General features: G+C 74.3%; 18 protein-coding genes and 1 riboswitch. Of the genes, 7 read left to right on the top strand and 11 right to left on the bottom strand.

Translation table 11 applies throughout. From position 1 onward, the window contains the following. Positions 1-79: 79 nt before the first annotated feature. Positions 80-256: an ANTAR domain-containing protein gene (locus tag ABD223_RS34205; protein WP_344040865.1), complete on the bottom strand. Its 177-nt coding sequence runs from the start codon at positions 254-256 to the stop codon at positions 80-82. 563 nt (positions 257-819) lie between these two features. On the opposite strand from ABD223_RS34205, the gene ABD223_RS34200 reads away from it, so the two are divergent. Both ABD223_RS34200 and ABD223_RS34195 read left to right on the top strand, forming a co-directional pair. Beyond that, positions 820-1014, top strand: coding sequence for a hypothetical protein (locus ABD223_RS34200; RefSeq protein ID WP_344040864.1), 195 nt, complete (start codon positions 820-822; stop codon positions 1012-1014). 24 nt (positions 1015-1038) lie between these two features. After that, on the top strand, positions 1039-2862 hold the full coding sequence (locus ABD223_RS34195) for a DUF8189 domain-containing protein (protein ID WP_344040863.1): 1824 nt from the start codon (positions 1039-1041) through the stop codon (positions 2860-2862). A 452-nt stretch (positions 2863-3314) separates the two neighbouring features. Here ABD223_RS34195 and ABD223_RS34190 read toward each other — a convergent pair whose 3' ends face one another. Together ABD223_RS34190 and ABD223_RS34185 are read right to left on the bottom strand one after the other, a co-directional pair. Next, positions 3315-3974, bottom strand: a complete 660-nt coding sequence (locus ABD223_RS34190) for an extensin family protein (RefSeq protein ID WP_344040862.1) — start codon at positions 3972-3974, stop codon at positions 3315-3317. Further along, positions 3971-4807 carry a hypothetical protein gene (locus tag ABD223_RS34185; RefSeq protein WP_344040861.1) on the bottom strand — a complete coding sequence of 279 codons (837 nt, stop codon included), beginning with the start codon at positions 4805-4807 and terminating at the stop codon, positions 3971-3973. The genes ABD223_RS34190 and ABD223_RS34185 overlap by 4 nt, the downstream gene beginning before the upstream one ends. A gap of 159 nt (positions 4808-4966) precedes the next feature. Beyond that, positions 4967-5053, top strand: a riboswitch (ZMP/ZTP riboswitch). 28 nt (positions 5054-5081) lie between these two features. Here ABD223_RS34185 and ABD223_RS34180 point away from each other — a divergent pair. Continuing rightward, positions 5082-6338, top strand: coding sequence for a serine hydroxymethyltransferase (locus ABD223_RS34180; protein WP_344040860.1), 1257 nt, complete (start codon positions 5082-5084; stop codon positions 6336-6338). A 70-nt stretch (positions 6339-6408) separates the two neighbouring features. Here ABD223_RS34180 and ABD223_RS34175 read toward each other — a convergent pair whose 3' ends face one another. The 4 genes from ABD223_RS34175 to pip form a co-directional block, all read right to left on the bottom strand. Next, complete coding sequence (locus ABD223_RS34175) at positions 6409-6873, bottom strand: DUF6194 family protein (protein WP_344040859.1); 465 nt, start codon at positions 6871-6873, stop codon at positions 6409-6411. 107 nt (positions 6874-6980) lie between these two features. Continuing rightward, the gene (locus tag ABD223_RS34170) at positions 6981-7778 is read right to left on the bottom strand and encodes a Clp protease N-terminal domain-containing protein (RefSeq protein ID WP_344040858.1); all 798 of its coding nucleotides are present in this window, start codon (positions 7776-7778) and stop codon (positions 6981-6983) included. Positions 7779-7780: 2 nt separating this feature from the next. Next, entirely contained in the window at positions 7781-8785 is a 1005-nt protein-coding gene (locus tag ABD223_RS34165) for a toll/interleukin-1 receptor domain-containing protein (protein ID WP_344040857.1), read from the bottom strand. 55 nt (positions 8786-8840) lie between these two features. Continuing rightward, positions 8841-9767, bottom strand: a complete 927-nt coding sequence (pip, locus tag ABD223_RS34160; protein WP_344040856.1) for a prolyl aminopeptidase — start codon at positions 9765-9767, stop codon at positions 8841-8843. A gap of 262 nt (positions 9768-10029) precedes the next feature. On the opposite strand from pip, the gene ABD223_RS34155 reads away from it, so the two are divergent. After that, on the top strand, positions 10030-10398 hold the full coding sequence (locus ABD223_RS34155) for a hypothetical protein (RefSeq protein WP_344040855.1): 369 nt from the start codon (positions 10030-10032) through the stop codon (positions 10396-10398). Then, complete coding sequence (locus tag ABD223_RS34150) at positions 10395-10805, top strand: roadblock/LC7 domain-containing protein (RefSeq protein WP_344040854.1); 411 nt, start codon at positions 10395-10397, stop codon at positions 10803-10805. Before ABD223_RS34155 ends, ABD223_RS34150 begins: the two co-directional genes overlap by 4 nt. A gap of 105 nt (positions 10806-10910) precedes the next feature. Here the strand turns inward: ABD223_RS34150 and ABD223_RS34145 are convergent, their stop codons facing one another. From ABD223_RS34145 to ABD223_RS34130, 4 genes are all read right to left on the bottom strand, one after another. Continuing rightward, complete coding sequence (locus ABD223_RS34145; RefSeq protein WP_344040853.1) at positions 10911-11192, bottom strand: early set domain-containing protein; 282 nt, start codon at positions 11190-11192, stop codon at positions 10911-10913. Between the two features lie 100 nt (positions 11193-11292). After that, on the bottom strand, positions 11293-11499 hold the full coding sequence (locus ABD223_RS34140) for a DUF397 domain-containing protein (RefSeq protein ID WP_344040852.1): 207 nt from the start codon (positions 11497-11499) through the stop codon (positions 11293-11295). A gap of 3 nt (positions 11500-11502) precedes the next feature. After that, positions 11503-12333 carry a helix-turn-helix domain-containing protein gene (locus ABD223_RS34135; RefSeq protein WP_344040851.1) on the bottom strand — a complete coding sequence of 277 codons (831 nt, stop codon included), beginning with the start codon at positions 12331-12333 and terminating at the stop codon, positions 11503-11505. A 368-nt stretch (positions 12334-12701) separates the two neighbouring features. Further along, positions 12702-15416, bottom strand: a complete 2715-nt coding sequence (locus ABD223_RS34130) for an AfsR/SARP family transcriptional regulator (RefSeq protein ID WP_344040850.1) — start codon at positions 15414-15416, stop codon at positions 12702-12704. A 153-nt stretch (positions 15417-15569) separates the two neighbouring features. Here ABD223_RS34130 and ABD223_RS34125 point away from each other — a divergent pair, with 153 nt between their 5' ends. Continuing rightward, positions 15570-16364 carry a helix-turn-helix domain-containing GNAT family N-acetyltransferase gene (locus tag ABD223_RS34125; protein ID WP_344040849.1) on the top strand — a complete coding sequence of 265 codons (795 nt, stop codon included), beginning with the start codon at positions 15570-15572 and terminating at the stop codon, positions 16362-16364. 195 nt (positions 16365-16559) lie between these two features. After that, positions 16560-17171 carry a TetR/AcrR family transcriptional regulator gene (locus tag ABD223_RS34120; protein ID WP_344040848.1) on the top strand — a complete coding sequence of 204 codons (612 nt, stop codon included), beginning with the start codon at positions 16560-16562 and terminating at the stop codon, positions 17169-17171. Positions 17172-17176: the final 5 nt, after the last annotated feature.

Here is a 17176-nt window from a genome sequence, read left to right as displayed (position 1 = left end):
CACCGCCGCGGCCCCCTCGGCTTTCGCCGGTTCCCCCGCTGCCGCTCACTGCCTCCCGCCGCCGCTGCCTCCTGCCGCCTCACAGCAGGTGGCTGTCCTCCCCGGTCTCCACCAGCCGCCGGGCGAGGTCGCGCAGCTTGGTGTTGCGGTGCTGCGAGGTGGTGACGAGCCGGTCGAACGCGGCCCGGTCGGTCAACCGGTGCCGCTCCATGTCGCGGGAACGCGGGCCGCCGACCCGCTGTCCGCGAGGCCGCATCGAACGGTGTGCCCTCGTCGTTGTCCGGGGCCGGTGCGCGCATCCCGACCGTCCGCCGACGCCGCGGAGCTCGTAGCCGTTCCGGGTCGGCGGTTGGACCAGCGCGGCACACGCGAGCGCCGGTTCGACCGACGCGGTCGCGGCACCGGCCGGGCCGAGGGCCGCGATCACGGCGGCGGCGGTGATCACGCCGAGGGTCCGGGAGCGTTTCACCGTGGTCTCTTCCTGTGGTCGTCGTCCTCCGGTTGGCACGTCACGCCCAGAGCGCGGCCCTCGATCGCACCCGGGGCGCCGCGCGGTGCCGCTCCACCGGTTCGGGGACGAGATTCACTCGCCGGCGTGGGCTCGAGTGGTGGTCCGCGCGTCCGGCACCGCAGGGGTGTCCGGTGACCGGTGGGGGTTGTGGGATCGGTCCTGCGTCGGGACGCGCGAGGTCACCCCGCAGGTGGATTCGGTGGGCGTCGGAGGGACGCCACTGTCACTGTGAGGAGGCGTCTGGTTACGTGGGGTGCAGGCGGGGGTGTGGTGCCCGTGCCCTGATCACGGAAAGGGTGTGGGGCCCTGTGGCCGCGCCGACTTCTGGAACGCCGCTGACCGACCCGGACTCGGGCACGGTGATTCCCGGGCAGTCCACGTCCGAGCGGCGGGCGGGGCCGTTGACCGGGTCGTTGACCTCCGAGCAGCGGCTGGCCAAGGTCGAGGCGATGCTGTCCGGCGCCGGCGCCTGGTCGCAGTCGCGGGGCGCGCGCCGGTTGTAGCGCAACCGCCCGGCGAACGTGCTGGTGGGGGCGTTGCTGCACGGCGCCGACCGACGGGCGCGGGGCTTGGAGCCGACCGATCTGGAGCAGCGGCTGCTCGACCTGGCCGAGGCGTACCTGCCGGGCGACGAACTGGTCGCGTTCGGCGGGGTGTACCGGGACGCGGTGACGCGGGGCCCGGTCGACGTGCTGCCCGAAGCGGTCACCGGCCTGCCGGTGGAGACCGGGTACGGCCTGGCCGACCTGCTGGACGCGCTGCCCGCGATCGGGGAGCACGCCCTCGCGCAGCCCAACGTCCGGGTCGTGGACGTGACCGCGTTGGACGGCGACGCCCCGATCGATGACGAGGAGTTCGCGGCGGCGCTGGTGGAGTACGGGCGCGGCACGACGATCCTCACCGCCCCCGGGCCGCAGGCCACGGACGTGGGGCCGGCGTCGGCGCCGTTGCGGCTGCACTCCTTCCACTGCGACAGGAAGTCGGGCGAGGTGGGCCGCGACGAGATCTACTGGGCGCTGGCCGCGGGCAGCGACGGCCGGGCCAAGACCTCGGGCAAGACCCGGGAGTACGGGTCGACCTCCACCAGCACCTGGCACACCTTCGACGCCAACACGTTCCTGTTCAACGGCGAAGTCGAGAAGTACGTCTCCTGCGAAATCCAGTGCTGGGAGGCCGACGACAGCAGCGGCGGGTTCTACAACTCCCTGCGCGGCGCGCTCGCCGACTTCGCCGAGGCGGCCCTGGACCTGTCGGTCCGGATGGCCGAGGCCGGCGACGACGAGAGCAAGAAGGCCGCCGGATTGGCCGCCTGGTTCGCCATCGGCGCCGGGCTGCTCAACGCGATCCTGGGCTGGCTGACCAACGACGACGACCTGGTCGTGGAACGGTCCTTCACGTTCGACCGCGCCGCCCTGGCCGAACTCGCCTCCCGACCCAAGGGCGAGTTCGCGCTGCTGTTCGACGGCGGCGGCGGAGGCCGCCACACCCTGTACCTGCACTGCGGTCCCTTCGTCGAACGCGGCGGCCCGCTGCGCACCACGACCCTGGGAGCCTCCGGCGGCTGGGCACCCGGCCCGGCCGTTACCTCGGGCACCACCGCCCACACCCCCGCCCTGGCCGCCTACCGGGGCGGGATCCACTGCCTGGTCCGCGGCCTGGATGCGCACCTGTGGCACAACAGCTTCGACGGCACCCGCTGGACCGCGTTCACCCGACTGCCCATGGCCAGCACCGTCACCCCCGCCCTGGCGGCCCTGGGCGACAGGCTCCACGCCGTGCACCGCTCCAGCCACGCCACCGGCACCCTGTACTGGAACCACTTCGACGGCACCCGGTGGAGCGCCGCCGTGGCCCTGTCCGGCACCACCACCGACCACGCCCCGGCCCTGGTCGTCTTCAACGGCAGGCTCCACTGCCTGGCCGTCGAAGCCGGCAGCGCCCGGGTGACCTGGAGCAGCTTCGACGGCACCCGTTGGAGCGCCTTCACCGGGCTGCCCAACTACGCCGCCGGCACCGCCGCCCCGGCCGCTGCCGCCTTCGGCGGGAAGCTCCACCTCGTCTGCCGCGGCCACGGGGACTCCGGCGTCCTGCGCTGGTCGACCTTCGACGGCACCACCTGGACCCCCTCCGACCCGCTGCCCTCGGGCACCACCGGCCACGCCCCCGCCCTGGCCGTCGCCAACAACAAACTGCACTGCCTGGTCCGCGGCTCCGGCGCCAACCGCACCCTGTACTCGTGCAGCCACGACGGCACCCGATGGAACAACTTCACCCCTCTCGGCGTCACCAGCCCCCTCCCACCCGGCCTCACCACCCTCAACAACACCCTCTACGCCGCCTACATCGCCTGAACCCGACAGGAACGGGCCGCCCGCGCGCCGCGGACGGCCCGTTCCCACCAGATCACGCCACAGGGACCGGGCACGAGAACCCGAGATGATCTTGAGCGACACGTGCCGAAAAGCCGTGGGTTCGCCATGATCAAAGTTCAGTCGCGCTGAACTCACGTGGGACTGCACGGCAAGGTACAAGGCAGGCAGGGGGCGTCTGCATGATGAGTTGGTGGACCACCCGGGTGGCACGGCGATGGGCAGCGGGCGGCCTGCGGCATGCGGTGGGCGACGCGCGGTGGGTGGCGCGTGACGGGCGGCGCGTGACGGGCGCATGGCCTGTCGGACCGTCAACGGGCCTGGCGGTGGTCGCGGGGCGGGACCCGCGAGCCGGGCCGGGAGGGCGCGAGCAGGCCGGCGGCACGCGGCGGGGGCGCCCGGCCCGGGGTCGCGCTCCCCGGGCCGGGCGCTGTTCAGAACGCCTGGTTCGCGAAACCGCGGCGGGCCGCCGCGGACAGGAACGACTGCCACGCCGCGCTGCTGGAGTGCGGGTCGCCGGTCACGCCGAGCCGCGACTTGGCGGTGGTGAACGCGCTCTGCGTCTTCGGACCCCAGATGCCGTCCACGACCAGGCCGGAGCTCATGAAGTTGTTGCACAGCGCCTGGACGAACTTGGTGTCGCTCTCCGACCCGGTCACGCAGCGGACCGGCAGGCCGCCGAAGTCGGAGTGGATGTGGTCCTCGTGGGCGGCGTTGTACCAGCCGTCCAGCGCGAACCGGAACCGCCGCCGGCACACCGCGTCCACCGCCAGGTAGCGGCGGCGGGTGGCCAGGGTGCCGGAGGCGTGCTCGCGGTCCAGCGGCGAGCAGGTCTGGCCGCCGCTCCACCGCACGTGGTCGAGGTCCATGGCGGTGCCCGCGCCGTGCTCGCCGGGCTTGTTCACGTAGAAGCCCGCCGACACCAGGTAGGTGATGCTGCCGTAGGCCGACGACAGGGACCGCAGGTCCCGGATCCACAGCACCAGGGTGTCGTAGAACCCCTGGGTGGCCTGCCAGTTGCGCAGGGTCGTGTTGCCGCGGCCGGACCGCCAGTAGTAGACCGGGGTGCCGTCGATGCGCTGGAAGGTGATCATCGGGCCGCCTCCGCGGTGATCAGGCGGCCACCGGCCAGCCAGGCCGAGCGGTCGCCGACGACGCCCAGCGCCTTCGCGTCCGCGGGCACGGCGGGTTGCCGCTGCCCCGCGTCGAGCACACCGGTCAGCGGGGTGGCCTCGACCAGTTCGTTGCCGACCCAGCGCACGCCGCCGCCGAGCGCGGCCAGGCCGCGCACCGCGACCCCGTCGAGCCGGGGCCGGGCGGTCCAGGAGACGCCGTCGCGCGAGGTGTGCAGGACGGTGCCCGCCTGGTCGACCGCCGCCGCGACCCAGCCGTCGGCGGTGCGGGCCACCGCGGTGGCGGCCAGGCCGTCGGTCCACTCCAGACCGCGCACGGGCACGGTCGCCCAGCCGGACGCGGTGCGGCGGGCCGCGATGCGGACCACGGAGGCCCGTTCGGCCTTGACCACCGAGCCGAGCGCCAGCCCGCCGCCGACGGCGGTGAACTCCGAGCGCAGGCCGTGCAGGCGGCGTGCCTCGTGCCAGGTCGTGCCGTTGGTCGACTCCCAGATCACGGCGGTCGGGTCGTCGTCGCCGAGCGAGCCGACGGCGACCAGTCGGCCGCCGTCGTCGGCCACGTCGACCAGGGCCGCGCTGCCGAGGCCTTCGGTGATGCGCACCGAACCGCGCTCGTCGAGCAACACCCACTGGCCATCGGACCACAGGAGGAGGTAAGGGTTTCCATCGGGGGCGAGCAGGGCGCCCGCGGTCTTGCCCGGCACGGCGGCTGCCGCCGTCGCGTGGGCCGGTGCTGCGGTGACGAGTGCCGCTGTCGCGGCGGCACTCAGCACGAACGTTCGCCGATCGAGCACGTCAGTCCTTTCGGAGCAGGGGGAAGTGCTGACGTGGCACAGGGCCGGTTGGAAGATTTCCAACCCTGAGTATTGGGTTGGGGCGCAGGGAGGGCAATGGTCCGTTCCGCCCAATGCGTCCACGGGACGGCGCGGCGTGAACGCGCGGCGGGGTAGGATCGGCGCGTTCGCGACTGGCGTGACGAGGGTGGGATCGACCACCGGGGAGCGTGAGGCCGGAACGCACCGCGCGCCTGGGTGCCACGGCAGCGCCCCCGCGCGCGTGGAGGACGTCGTGCACGACCCCGCCATCCCGTCCCTGACCGGCGCCGACCCCGAGGTCGCCCGGCTGCTCCAGGCCGAGGCCCGCCGCCAGTTCGAGAAGGTCCGGCTCATCGCCTCGGAGAACTACGTGTCCACCGCGGTGCTGGAGGCCACCGGCTCGGTGCTGACCAACAAGTACTCGGAGGGCTACGCGGGCCGCCGGTACTACGAGGGCCAGCAGGTCGTCGACCCGGTGGAGGAGCTGGCCGTCGCGCGGGCCAGGACCCTGTTCGGCGTCGACCACGCCAACGTCCAGCCCTACTCCGGCTCACCGGCCAACCTCGCCGTGTACCTGGCGTTCCTGGAGCCCGGCGACACCGTCATGGGCATGGCCCTGCCCGCGGGCGGCCACCTCACCCACGGCTGGGGCGTGTCGGCCACCGGCAAGTGGTTCCGCAGCGCCCAGTACGGGGTGCGGAAGGAGACCGGCGTGGTGGACCTCGACGAGGTCCGCGACCTGGCCCGCGCCGAGCGCCCGAAGGTGATCTTCTGCGGCGGCACGGCCATCCCGCGCACCATCGACTTCCCGGGCTTCGCCGAGATCGCCCGCGAGGTCGGCGCGGTGCTGGTGGCCGACATCGCGCACATCGCGGGCCTGGTCGCGGGCGGCGCGCACCCGTCGCCGGTCGGGCACGCCCAGGTGATCACCACGACCACGCACAAGACCCTGCGCGGCCCGCGCGGCGCCATGGTCCTCAGCGACGCCGGGCACGCCAAGGCCGTGGACAAGGCCGTGTTCCCGGGGTTGCAGGGCGGACCGCACAACCACACCACGGCGGCGATCGCGGTGGCGCTGGGCGAAGCGCTGGACCCGGGCTTCGGCCTGTACGCGCACGCGGTCGTGCAGAACGCCCGCGCCCTGGCCGCCGCCCTGCTCGACCGCGGCTTCGAGCTGGTGTCCGGCGGCACGGACAACCACCTGGTCCTGCTCGACCTGACCACCAAGGGCATCGGCGGCAAGCCCGCGGCCAAGGCCCTGGACCGGGCCGGGATCGAGGCCAACTACAACACCGTGCCGTTCGACCCGCGCAAGCCGTTCGACCCGTCCGGCGTGCGCCTCGGCACGGCCGCCGTCACCACGCGCGGCCTGACCGCGGAGCAGATGCCGCGGGTCGCGGAGTGGATCGACCGCGCCGTGGCCGCGGCGGGCGACGAGCGGGAGCTGGACCGCATCGCCGGCGAGGTGGCCGAGCTGATGTCGGGCTACCCGATGCCGGGCTGGGCCTGAGGTCGTCGGCCGCGCCCGCCCGGTCGCTCGCCGGGCGGGCGCGGCGGTGCCCGAGGTGCGGGGCGAGCCGTCAGGACCGCGCGCGCCCGACGTGGTTGGCGTGCTTGCGCGCGGCGAACCCGTGCGCCTCGGCGAGCAGGGGCCGCAGGGTCTCGAACGTCGCCTCGCTCGGCGTCACCACGCAGACCCAGTGCTGGGAGGCGTAGACCGGGTGCGGCACCAGGCGGTCGCGCTCGGCGTGGTCGTACCCGGTGTCCAGGACGTGGTCCGCGTCGCGCCGCGTGGGCGGTGCGCCGAACAGCGACGTGTAGGTGGCCTTGGTGAGGCCGATGTTGAGCCGGTAGGCGCCGGGGCGGTCGAGGTCCGACACCCGGTCGTGGCGGTCGCCGGTGACGAGGGTGGCGAAGGGCAGCTGCCGCTCCGGCGGCAGGTCCCGGTCGGGGTCGAAGAGGAAGTAGGTGTCGCCGTCGCTTTCGAGCGCGTTGACGCCCTCGAACGCCTCGCAGATGTGTCGCTGGACCTCACTGGCTTCCATGCTTCAAGTGTTTCATTGAACTCCTTGTTGGGACTTCGAGGCGCAAAGCCCCAGGGGAGGTCGCCAAAACCCTCAAATCGCACTTCAAGGTGACGGGGGAGTGCCGGTCAGCCCGCGCCCGGCCGGGCGTACCGGATCGCGTCGGCCAGCCGCGCCACGTCCTCGCGGAACGTCTCGTGCCGCACGCTGACGCCCTCGGCGCCCGGCAGCTGGTCGTGGGGCAGCTCGGCGCCGTCGACCAGCACCGGGATCACCGGCACCGACCGCGTCCGCGCCGTCTCGACGTGGCCCAGCACCGCCTCGGTGGGGGTCCACCCCGGCGCGATCACGGCGAGCAGCACGTCGCACTGCGCCACGTCGCCCACCACCGGCCGGCCGATGTCGCCGAGCCGGTCGGCGATCCGGCCCGCCACGTGCAGGTCCTGCGGCCGGTGGCTGAGGAACAGCCGCGCCGGCCGCCAGGCGGGTGGCAGCTCGATCCCGGCCAGCACCGCGAACGCCCGGTCCCGCACCTCGGCGGCGTCGACCCCGCAGCGGGTCAGCACGTCCAGCGCCAACCCGTCCTCCTCGGTCAGCAGGCCCAGCAGCAGGTGCTCGGTCCCGACCCGCCGCTGCCCCAGCGCGAACGCCTCCCGCACCGCCGCCGCCAGCGCCCGCTTCGCGCCGGGGGTGAACGGCAGGTGCCCGGCTACCACCAGGCCGCCGCGACCCTCGATGGTCCGGACGTGCTCCCGGCAGCCGGGCAGCGACAGGTCGAACGACGCCAGGACGGCCGCCGCCGCGCCGCCCTCGCCGAGCAGGCCGAGCAGCTGGTGCCCGGTGCCGATGGAGGTGTGCTTCAACCCCCGCGCCTCGCGGAGCGCCAACGCGGAGACCTGTCGCGCCCCCTCCGTGAACCGTTCCACCGTCACCCCCTCGTCACGGCTTCGCCCAGCCGGGCCACGTCCTGCCTGAAGCTCTCGTGCCTGATCTCCAGGGCGTTGCGGAACGCCAGCGGGCGCAGGCTCTCGGGCAGCTCGTCCACGCGGGGCATCCGCGCACCGTCCACCAGCACCGGGATCACCGCGACGTCGCGCCGCAGGGCGGCCTCGACCTCCAGCCGCACCACGTCGTCCGCCTGCGCCAGCCGCTGCCTGCCCCGGTCGTCGGTGAGCCCGGCCCACCCGGGCCCGATGACGGCCACCAGCGCGGTGCACCCGTCGACCGCGGTGTTGATGGCCTCGGTGAAATCGGCGCCGGGCCGGATCGAGTGCACGTCGAGGAATACCTCGGCGCGGTCGGCGAGCCAGTCCGCGATCCGACCCGCCACGTGCCGCGCCTGCTGCCTGCGGTAGCTGATGAACACCCTCGGCGACGGCGCGGGCGGCCGGTCGTCGTTGGCCGCCGCCAGCACGCGGTCGCGCAGCACCCGCGGCGGCACGCCGGCCGAGGTGAGGAGGCGCCGGACCCCCGGGTCGTCCACGTCCACCAGCGCGAGCAGCAGGTGGTGGGCGTCGACCGGTTGGGCCGGGGGCACGTCCGCCCGCGCGCGGGCGAGCACCCGCAGCACCTGCGGCGACAGGGTCGGTCCCTCGGGGTCGCCGGGTGGACCGGAAGCCGGGTCGGCGGACGGGTCGCTGGGCAGGCCGTTGGGCGAGGCGTTGCGTGGGTCGCCGGGTGGACCGGAGGCCGGGCCGGCGGACGGGTCGCCGGCCCCACCGCCGGCCGGGTCGGGCGCGGCGGCGGGGAGCCGCCGCCGCACCGCGGCCGACGTCACCCCCAGCTCGCCCAGCACCCGACCCGCCGGGCCGCCGGCCGGCACCAGGCCCAGCAGCAGGTCCGGGAGCAGCACCTCCGCGCCCGCGCGCTCGCTCGCCGTGCGCCGGGCGTCCGAGAGCACCCGCCGGGCGCGCGCGGTGAAGCTGGTGTGCACCCGGCCCCCTCCGTGCTCAAGCTGTCATCAAACCATCGCACCGAGTTTCGGGGTGTTACCGGTATTTGTCAGTAGCCGCGATGCGGGCCTCCGTCATGGCGGCGTTCCCGCCGTGGTCGGTGTCGGGGATCATCACCAACTCCGCGTCCGGCCAGACCCGCGTCAACCGCCAGGGGATGCCGATGAGGTTGCCCAGGTCAAGCACCCCTTGAACGATCACGCCCGGGATGCCGGCGAGCCTGTCCGCCCCGTCGAGGACGAGGTTGTCGGGCAGCCAGGAACCGTGCGCCCAGTAGTGGGTGACGATCCGGGCGAACGCGAGCCGGTGCTCCGGGGAGTCGAAGCGGTTGGGGCCGGGCGCGGGCGGCACCACGGCCTCCTCCCACCGGCACCACTCGTCGGCGGCCGGCTGGTGCACGGCCGGGTCCGGGTCGAGCAGCAGCCGGAGGTAGGCGGCCGACAGGTCGTCGCCTTCCGGCGCGTGCGCGCGGAACCGGGCCCACGCCTCGGGGAACATCGGGGCGAGGCCCTTGGTCAGCAGGTCGGTCTCCTCCCGCAGGCCGACGGCCACGCCCGCGTGCACCATCTCGCTGACCCGGTGGGGGTGCCGCACGGCGTAGACCAGGGCGAGCACCGAGCCCCACGACGCGGCGAACAGCAGCCAGCGGTCGACACCCAGGTGCTCTCGGAGTCGCTCCACGTCGGCGAGCAGGTGATCGGTGGTGTTCGTCGACAGGTCCACCACGGGGTTGCTCGCGTGGGGCGTGCTGCGCCCGCAGTTGCGCTGGTCGAACTGGATCACCCAGTAGGCCTCCGGGTCGAAGTGCCGGCGGGCCCTGGGCGACGACCCGGAGCCGGGCCCGCCGTGGACCACCAGGGCGGGTTTGCCGTCCGGGTTGCCGCTGACCTCCCAGTACACGTGGTGCCCGTCGCCGACGTCGAGCATGCCGCTGTCGTGCGGCTCGATCTCCGGGTACAGCACGACCAACCTCCTCGAAGAGATACAACAGTGCTGTTACATTAGCCCGCCCGCATCCGGGGGCCGAGCGAATATCGCGCCCGCTCACTCACCGTGCCGTAACCCGCGAGTCGTGCCCGTACCTCTATACGGACCAGCGACTCCTGATCTTTCCGTAACTTTTTCGCTCTTTTCATCGGTCGCGGAAGCACCGGCTCGCCCGTTCGCCGGAAGCCTGGGTTACCGTGCGTGTCGATCAGGGGAAATCGAGTGGAGGTCCGGCGGGGTGAACATCGACGAGACGCTGCGCGAGGCGATGACCGTGGAGGGCGCGGTCGGGGTGTCGCTGGTCGACTACGACAGCGGCATGACCCTCGGCTCGCAGGGCGGCCACGCGCTGCTGGACCTCGAAACCGCGGGGGCGGGCAACACCGAGGTGGTGCGCGCGAAGCTGCGCACCATCGCGTCCCTCCAGCTGGACGACACGATCGAGGACATCCTCATCACCCTCCAGCGCCAGTACCACATCATCCGGCCGCTGGCCGAGACCCGCGGCTCGCGCCTGTTCCTCTACCTGGTGCTCGACCGCGCCCGCGCCAACCTCGCCCTGGCCCGGCTGCACCTGCGCCGGATCGAGCAGGCCCTGGTCGTATGACGGCCGACCGCGTCCAGATCCGCCTCCAGGACCCCGAAGCCCTGGGCGAGCTGCTCGGCCGGGTGCGCGCCGACGTCGAGGGCGTGGCGGGCCTGGTGGTGACGAGCCGCGACGGGATCGTGGTCGCCGCGGACCTCGACCCCGGCACCCCGAACCCCGGCGACGCGGCCGACCAGTCCGCCGCGATGGCCGCCGCCTCGGCGGGCATCGGCCAGCGCTTCGTCCAGGCCTCCGACCACGGCCGCCTCCAGGGCGTGGTGCTGGAGGGCGAGCGGGGGTGCGTGGGCGTGCAGCCGCTGAGCGGCACGCTGCTGCTGGTCGTGCTCGGTTCGCGGGACACCGTGATGGGGCGCTTCACGGTCGCGGTCAAGCAGGTGCTGAACCGGCTGCTCGCGCCGACCGGCTGACCTGGCCGGCCGCGCCGACCGACTGCCCGCGCTGACCGCCTGCCTGCGCCGCCCGGCCGACCGCGCCGACGCGCCGACCGACTGCCCACCTGACCGCACCGGCCCTCAGCTCTCGATCGTGATCACACCGCCCTCGCCGTCGACCTGCGGGACGTCGTCGTCGTCGAACCAGTGGCCGTCGGCGGCGAGGTACCGGAAGCGGTGCGTGCCCGGCGGCAGGACGACCGCCACCGTGCGAGTGCCGTCGCGGCGGGGGATGAGCTCGTGCACGCCGGGCGTCCAGTCGTTGAACGAACCGACCACGCTCACCGGGCCGTGCGGGTCGTCCAGCGGCAGCGAGAAGGTCACGTGGCGCTTGCCGCCGAACAGGCGGGTGCTGCGGAGCATCGCGGTCCCTGCGGGTTGATCTTGCTGGAGGCGCTGACAGCTTCCCGGCGACGGGCTGGTGTTTCAAGTGGACGGTCACACGTCCGGGTGAGCGCGCTGGTCAGGCCGGCCCGTCGAACTCACCGCGCCCGGCGCCGCGCAGGAACGCGGCGACGCCGCCGCGCCCGAACGCCAGCACCGGACCGCGCTCGCCCAGCTTGCTGTCCCGCACGGCCAGTCCGCCGCTCGGCAGCGCGGCCAGCTCGACGCAGTTGGACTGGGACTGCGAGCGGGGCGACTTGCGCCAGGACAGGGAGGACGGCTTCATCGATCACACTTCCATCTCGGCTCGCAGTTCGATGACGCGTCGGAGCGACAGTGTGGCACTCAACGCCGCCTCGCCGAGCCGTCCCGCGCGCCGCAGGTAGGGCGTGGTGAGCGACTCGTCCTCCAGGAACACGCCCGATCGGGCCATCTCCACGTGCACGACGACCGCCGGCAGCGCGTCGAGCAGCATGAACGCCTCCACGCGGCCGAGCCGCGGCATCGACCGGACCGGGACGACCCGGATGGTCACGTTGGGCCGCTCCGCCGCCGCGACCAGGGCCTGCAACTGGTCGTGGTGGATGTCGTCGTTGCCGATCAGCGCCGGTTCGCCGATCAGGGCGGTGTACCGGACGTCATCGCGGCGCAACCGCTCCTGGCGGCGCAGCCGCGCGGCCAACCGGGCCTCCACCTCGGCCGGCGCGACACCGTCGTCGAGCATGAACGCGCGGGCGTAGTCGGGGGTCTGCAACAGGCCGGGCACCAGCAGCGGCGACCAGTCGGTGATGTGCGCGGCGCGGTCCTCGTAGTCGGCCAGGAGCGCCGACTCCGGCGTCAGGCCCGGCGCGTTCAGCTCCCACCAGCCGGGGTCGTCGAGCGTGCGCGCCACGGTCAGCAGCTGCTCGCGGCGCGGCCCGGTCACGTCGTAGAGGCCCAGCAGGCCGACGACCTCGTCCGGCGCGATGTTGCGCTTGCCCGTCTCCAGGCGCGACAGCACCTGCTTGGACAACCCGATGGCCACCGAGGCCTGCTCCAGGGTGATCGCGGCGTCCTTGCGGAGGGTGCGCAGTTCGGCGCCGAGTTCCTTCGCTTTCGGACCGGGCGATTTTCTCGGCATGGGTCCCCCGTCCTGGTGGCATAGGGTGCTTGATTCCCGAGAAGGTGGAAATTTTCTCGGGAACTTTTCTGTGATCACCGCGATCCTCTCACGAAGCGAATTGCCCGGTACGACCGTGCGCAGCGGCTGTGCCAGCACTTTTGACGAAAAGCGCGGCGATGAGAGGCTCCTACACGATGGGGTGAAATTTGTGCTGGGGATGACTACGCGAAGAAACCGCGCCACCGGGCGCGTCCGGCGCGCCGTGCCCCCTCGGCCGTCCCCGGCGCACCTGGGCGAGCGGGCCAAGCCCCTCCCGCGCCCGCGCGACCCCGCTCACCGCCGCGCAGCGCGAACCGGCCCGCTCCCGCGGCGTCCCCAGCCGGCCCTCACCCCGGGGACCCGTCGTCGGCGCGGTCGAGCGCGTCGAGCTGCTCGCGCACCCGTTCGGCCTGCTGCTCGCGCCCCTGCTGCCGGAACAGGTCGCGCGCCTCCCGCCACACCGCGCGGGCCTGTTCGCGCTGCCCCAGGGCGGCGTGGGGGCGGCCGAGCGCGTCGAGGGTGTCGGCGACGGCGTTCGTGTCGCCGTGGGCGCGGAACAGGGCCAGGGCCTCCCGGTAGTGCTCGACGGACTCGTGGTGGCGGCCGGTGCGGTGGTCGATGAGGCCCAGGCTGTCCAGGGTGTCCGCCTCCCCGACCGGGTTGGGGTGGCGGCGCAGCAGGTCCAGGGCGGCCCGGCAGTGCTCGCGGGCGGTGTCGTGGTCGCCGAGCAGGACGGCGTACCAGCCCACCGCGTTGAGCGCGCGGGCCTGCCAGACCGGTTGGCCGAGGGTGCGGAACAGGTCCAGGGCGAGCCGGGCGTGGTCCAGGGCCCGCCGGTGGTCCCCGCGCAGCGCCCAGGCCCGCGCGCACTCCCGGTGGGTGTGGGCCAGGTGGTCGGTGTCCCCCTGCCGCTCGGCCAGGGCGAGTGCCCGTCGCAGGTGCTCGGCGGCCTCCTCGTGCCGCCCCAGCTCGGCGCAGGCGCTGCCGAGCAGCCGGTGGGCGAGGGTGCGGGCCGCGGGGTCGGGCAGGTGCTCGGCCGAGGACAGCGCGGCCCGCCACGCGGTCAGGGCGTCGTGGAGGTGTCCCCGCCGGTACAGGAAGGTGGTCAGGGACCAGGCCAGCTGCCACGTGGTGGCGTGCCACCGGTGGGCCGCGGCGGTCTGCTGGGCGGCGAGCAGGACGCGGTGCTCGGTGTCCAGCCAGGCCAGCGCGGCGGGGACGTCGGGCAGCGGGTGGGGCCGGGTCAGGGGTGGGTCGAGGTCGATCGGCCGGAGGTGGGGGTTGAGGAGCCGTTCGGCGGCGTGGGCGGTGCGGGTGCAGAAGTCGACCACCCGCCGCAACGCCGCCGTGCGCCGGTCCGCGTCCAGGTCCCGGTGGGCGGTGGCGGCGGCGTAGCCGCGGATCAGGTCGTGCATCCGGTAGCGGCCGGAGGCGTCCCGGGCGACCAGCGACGCCTGCTCCAGGTCGTGCAGCACGACCTCGGCGCGGTCGGGGGACAGGCCGGTGAGGCTCGCGGCGGCCGGGAGGCCGATGTCGGGGCCCGGCGCGATGCCCAGCAGCGCGAACGCGGTGGTCTGGTCGGCGGTGAGGTCGTGCAGGGACCAGGACAGCACCGCGGGCAGGCTGGCGGTCGGGTCGTGGTCGTCCAGCGTGCCCAGGCCGAGGTCGCGCAGTTCCGCCGCCAGCAGGGCCAGCGGGAGGTCGGGGTGGGTGTGGGCGTGGCCGGCGACGATGCTCAGCGCCAGCGGGAACCCGCCGCAGAACCCGGCCAGCTCGTCCACCGCGGCCGGTTCCGCCGCCGCGCGGTCCGCGCCGAGGCGGTTGGCCAGCAGGGCGCGGGCCTCGTCGTCGGCCAGCACGTCCAGCGGCAGGTGGAGGACCTGTTCGGCGGCCAGGCCGGTCAGCTGGTTGCGGCTGGTCACCAGCACCGCGCACGAGCCGCCGCCGGGCAGCAGCGGCGCGACCTGGGCCGCGTCGACCGCGTTGTCCAGCACCAGCAGCACCCGCCGGTCGACCACCAGGTCGCGGAACAGCGCCGTCCGGCCCGCCGGGTCGACCGGCACGCGACCGGGCGCCACGCCGAGCGCGTCGAGGAACCCGCGCACCGCCACCGCCGGGTCCATCGGCTCGCCCTCGGGGCTGAACCCCCGCAGGTCCACGAACAGCTGCCCGTCGGGGAAGCGGTCCGCGTTGCGGTGCGCCCAGTCCAGCGCCAGCCAGGTCTTGCCGATCCCGCCCGAGCCGGCGACCACGGCGACCCGGGCGGACTCGTCCAGGCGCTCCAGCTCGGTGGCCCGGCCCGTGAACCACCACGGTCGCGCGGGCAGCTGCCGAGGCGCGGGCGCCGCGGCCAGGACCTGCCGGTGCAGGGCGCGCAGGTCCGGTCCCGGGTCGGCGCCCAGCCCGTCGGCCAGGCGCGCCCGGATGTCCTCGAACCGGGCGAGCGCCTCCTCCCGGCGACCGCTGCGGTGCAGGGCGAGCACCAGCTGCCCGGCGACCCGCTCGTCCAACGGGTGCGCGTCTGCGCGTTCGGCCAGCTCCGCGCACAGCTCCGCGTGCCGCCCGCGCGCGAGCGCCAGGTCAACCCGGTCGACGTCGGCGGCGAACCGCTCCCGGGCCAGCCCCTCGCGCACGGCCGCCAGCCACGGCGCGTCCAGCCCCTCGAACGCCTCGCCCCGCCACAGCCGCGACGCCTCCTCCAGCAGCGCCAACGCCCGCGCGTCGCCCTGACCGCGCGCCCGCGCCACGAGCAGGCGGAACCGGTGCAGGTCCACCGACGCCGGGTCGACCTCCAGGGAGTACCCGCCGCCGCGCCGCGCGATCACCGCCTCACCCGGCAGCGCGCGCCGCAGCCGCGACACGTAGTTGGTCACCACCTGCCGCGCCTTGTGCGGCAGCCGGCCCGCCCACACCCGCTCCACCAGCTGCTCCGGCGTGACGACCCGGTTCGCCTCCACCAGCAGCACCGCCAGCACGCACCGCTGCCGCGCGTGGCCGACCTCGACCGGCCGGCCGTCGACCAGCAGCTCGACCTGACCGAGCACCCGCAACTCCACCGCCATGGGACCCGCCTTCCCGCCGGCACTTCATACCCGGCCCGAGCCCTTCTCATGACTCGCCGCCCCGTTCCCCGGACGAGCGTCCGCGGAGTGACCCCCGCTGCATCGCCCGGATTCGATTGACCGGTTCCCTTCGCGAGGCGAAGGATCCTCGTCATGACCACCCTCCGGGTCGAGGACGCCGCCGCGTGCGCCGAGCGGTTCGCCTGCCTGGCCGACGCCACGCGCGTGCGGCTGCTGCACGCCGTGGCCGCGGGCGAGACGGCCGTCGGCGCGCTGGCGGACCTGCTCGGCGTCACCCGGTCGACGTGCTCGCACCACCTCCGCGAGCTCGCCGCCGCGGGCCTCGTCCGGCTGCGCCGCGAGGGCGCCGCGACGCTCGCCTCGATCGACCCGTCCGGGCGGGCGCTGCTGCCGCAGGCCGTGGACGCGGTCCTGGGCACGGTCGTCGCCCGCCCGCTCGACCCGCCCGCGGACGTGGCCGTGCGCGCGATGACCGACGCCGACTGGGATGACGTGCGGCGCATCTACGGCGAGGGCATCGCGACCCGTCAGGCGACGTTCGAGACCGCCACGCCGAGCCGCCGCGCGCTGGAGGCGAAGTGGCTGCCCGACCACCGGTGGGTGGCCGAGGTCGGCGGCGAGGTCGCCGGGTGGGCCGCGGCCACCCCGGTGTCGCCCCGCGAGTGCTACGCCGGCGTCGCGGAGACCTCGCTGTACGTGGACGCGCGGCATCGCGGTCGCGGCGTGGGCAAGGCGTTGCTGCACCGGCAGGTCACCGCCGCCGACGCGGCCGGGCTGTGGACGCTCCAGGCGGTGGTGTTCCCGGAGAACCGGGCCAGCGTGGCGCTGCACCGCTCGGCCGGCTTCCGCACCGTGGGCATCCGCGAGCGCATCGCCGCGCACCACGGCACGTGGCGCGACACGGTCGTGCTCGAACGCCGGGCGTAACGGGTTCACCCGTCCGGGGTGGCTGATCGTCGACGGGTGACTCCGCGTGCCGAGCGCCGAGCCACCGGAAAACCCCTCGCCCGCCACTCGCCCGCCGTGCGATCGTGCTGCTCACGTGGTAAAGGAGAGCTGGATCACAAACGTGCAGTCTCTGCAAAGTTGCAGTGAGTGCATCTTTTTCCCTACTCTGATCGAGTGACCAAGGCGGCGGGCGAGGGGCTCCGCGACCGCAAGAAGCGGCAGACCCGCGAGGCGCTCAGCCGCGCGGCCGTCGACCTGGTCGCCGAGCACGGGCTCGACGGCGTCACGGTGGAGGACATCAGCGCGGCGGCCGACGTCTCGCCGCGCACGTTCTTCAACTACTTCACCGGCAAGGAAGAAGCCGTCCTCGCGCCCGACCCCGAGATGGGCGCGCGCCTGCGGGCGGGCGTGCTCGCCCAGCCCGCCCGGTTGTCCGCCGCCGAGGCGGTGCGCGAAGCGCTGCTGGCCGAGGTGGGCGTCGAGCTGAACGAGGACCGCACCTCCTGGACGCGGCGGATGTCCGTCGTGCAGCAGCACCCCGTGCTGCTGGCCAGGGTGCTCGCCGGTGGCGAACAGGTCGAGCGCGAGGTCGTGGCGGGCATCGCCGAACGGGTCGGCCTGCCCGTCGACGCCACCTACCCGATGCTGCTCGCCGCGGCGACGGGCGCGGCGTTCCGCGTCGCCGTCGCCCGCTGGTCCGCCACCGGCTCCGCACCCCTGCCGACCCTGCTCGTCGAGGCCCTGGACCTGCTCGCCGCGGGCCTCGCCAACCCACCACAGTCCTGAACCCG

Origin of the sequence: Saccharothrix xinjiangensis (assembly GCF_039527585.1) — a bacterium.
Classification (GTDB): Bacteria; Actinomycetota; Actinomycetes; order Mycobacteriales; family Pseudonocardiaceae; genus Actinosynnema; species Actinosynnema xinjiangensis.
Note: the sequence above shows the minus strand (reverse complement) of the source record. Positions and strands in the feature narration are given on the sequence as shown.

Bases quoted from the DNA above. Each gene is read 5' to 3' on its own strand.
- ABD223_RS34205 (WP_344040865.1), bottom strand. From the start codon at position 256: ATGCGGCCTCGCGGACAGCGGGTCGGCGGCCCGCGTTCCCGCGACATG.
- ABD223_RS34190 (WP_344040862.1), bottom strand. From the start codon at position 3,974: ATGATCACCTTCCAGCGCATCGACGGCACCCCGGTCTACTACTGGCGG.
- ABD223_RS34175 (WP_344040859.1), bottom strand. From the start codon at position 6,873: ATGGAAGCCAGTGAGGTCCAGCGACACATCTGCGAGGCGTTCGAGGGC.
- ABD223_RS34150 (WP_344040854.1), top strand. From the start codon at position 10,395: ATGACGGCCGACCGCGTCCAGATCCGCCTCCAGGACCCCGAAGCCCTG.
- ABD223_RS34145 (WP_344040853.1), bottom strand. From the start codon at position 11,192: ATGCTCCGCAGCACCCGCCTGTTCGGCGGCAAGCGCCACGTGACCTTC.
- ABD223_RS34140 (WP_344040852.1), bottom strand. From the start codon at position 11,499: ATGAAGCCGTCCTCCCTGTCCTGGCGCAAGTCGCCCCGCTCGCAGTCC.
- ABD223_RS34135 (WP_344040851.1), bottom strand. From the start codon at position 12,333: ATGCCGAGAAAATCGCCCGGTCCGAAAGCGAAGGAACTCGGCGCCGAA.
- ABD223_RS34130 (WP_344040850.1), bottom strand. From the start codon at position 15,416: ATGGCGGTGGAGTTGCGGGTGCTCGGTCAGGTCGAGCTGCTGGTCGAC.
- ABD223_RS34125 (WP_344040849.1), top strand. From the start codon at position 15,570: ATGACCACCCTCCGGGTCGAGGACGCCGCCGCGTGCGCCGAGCGGTTC.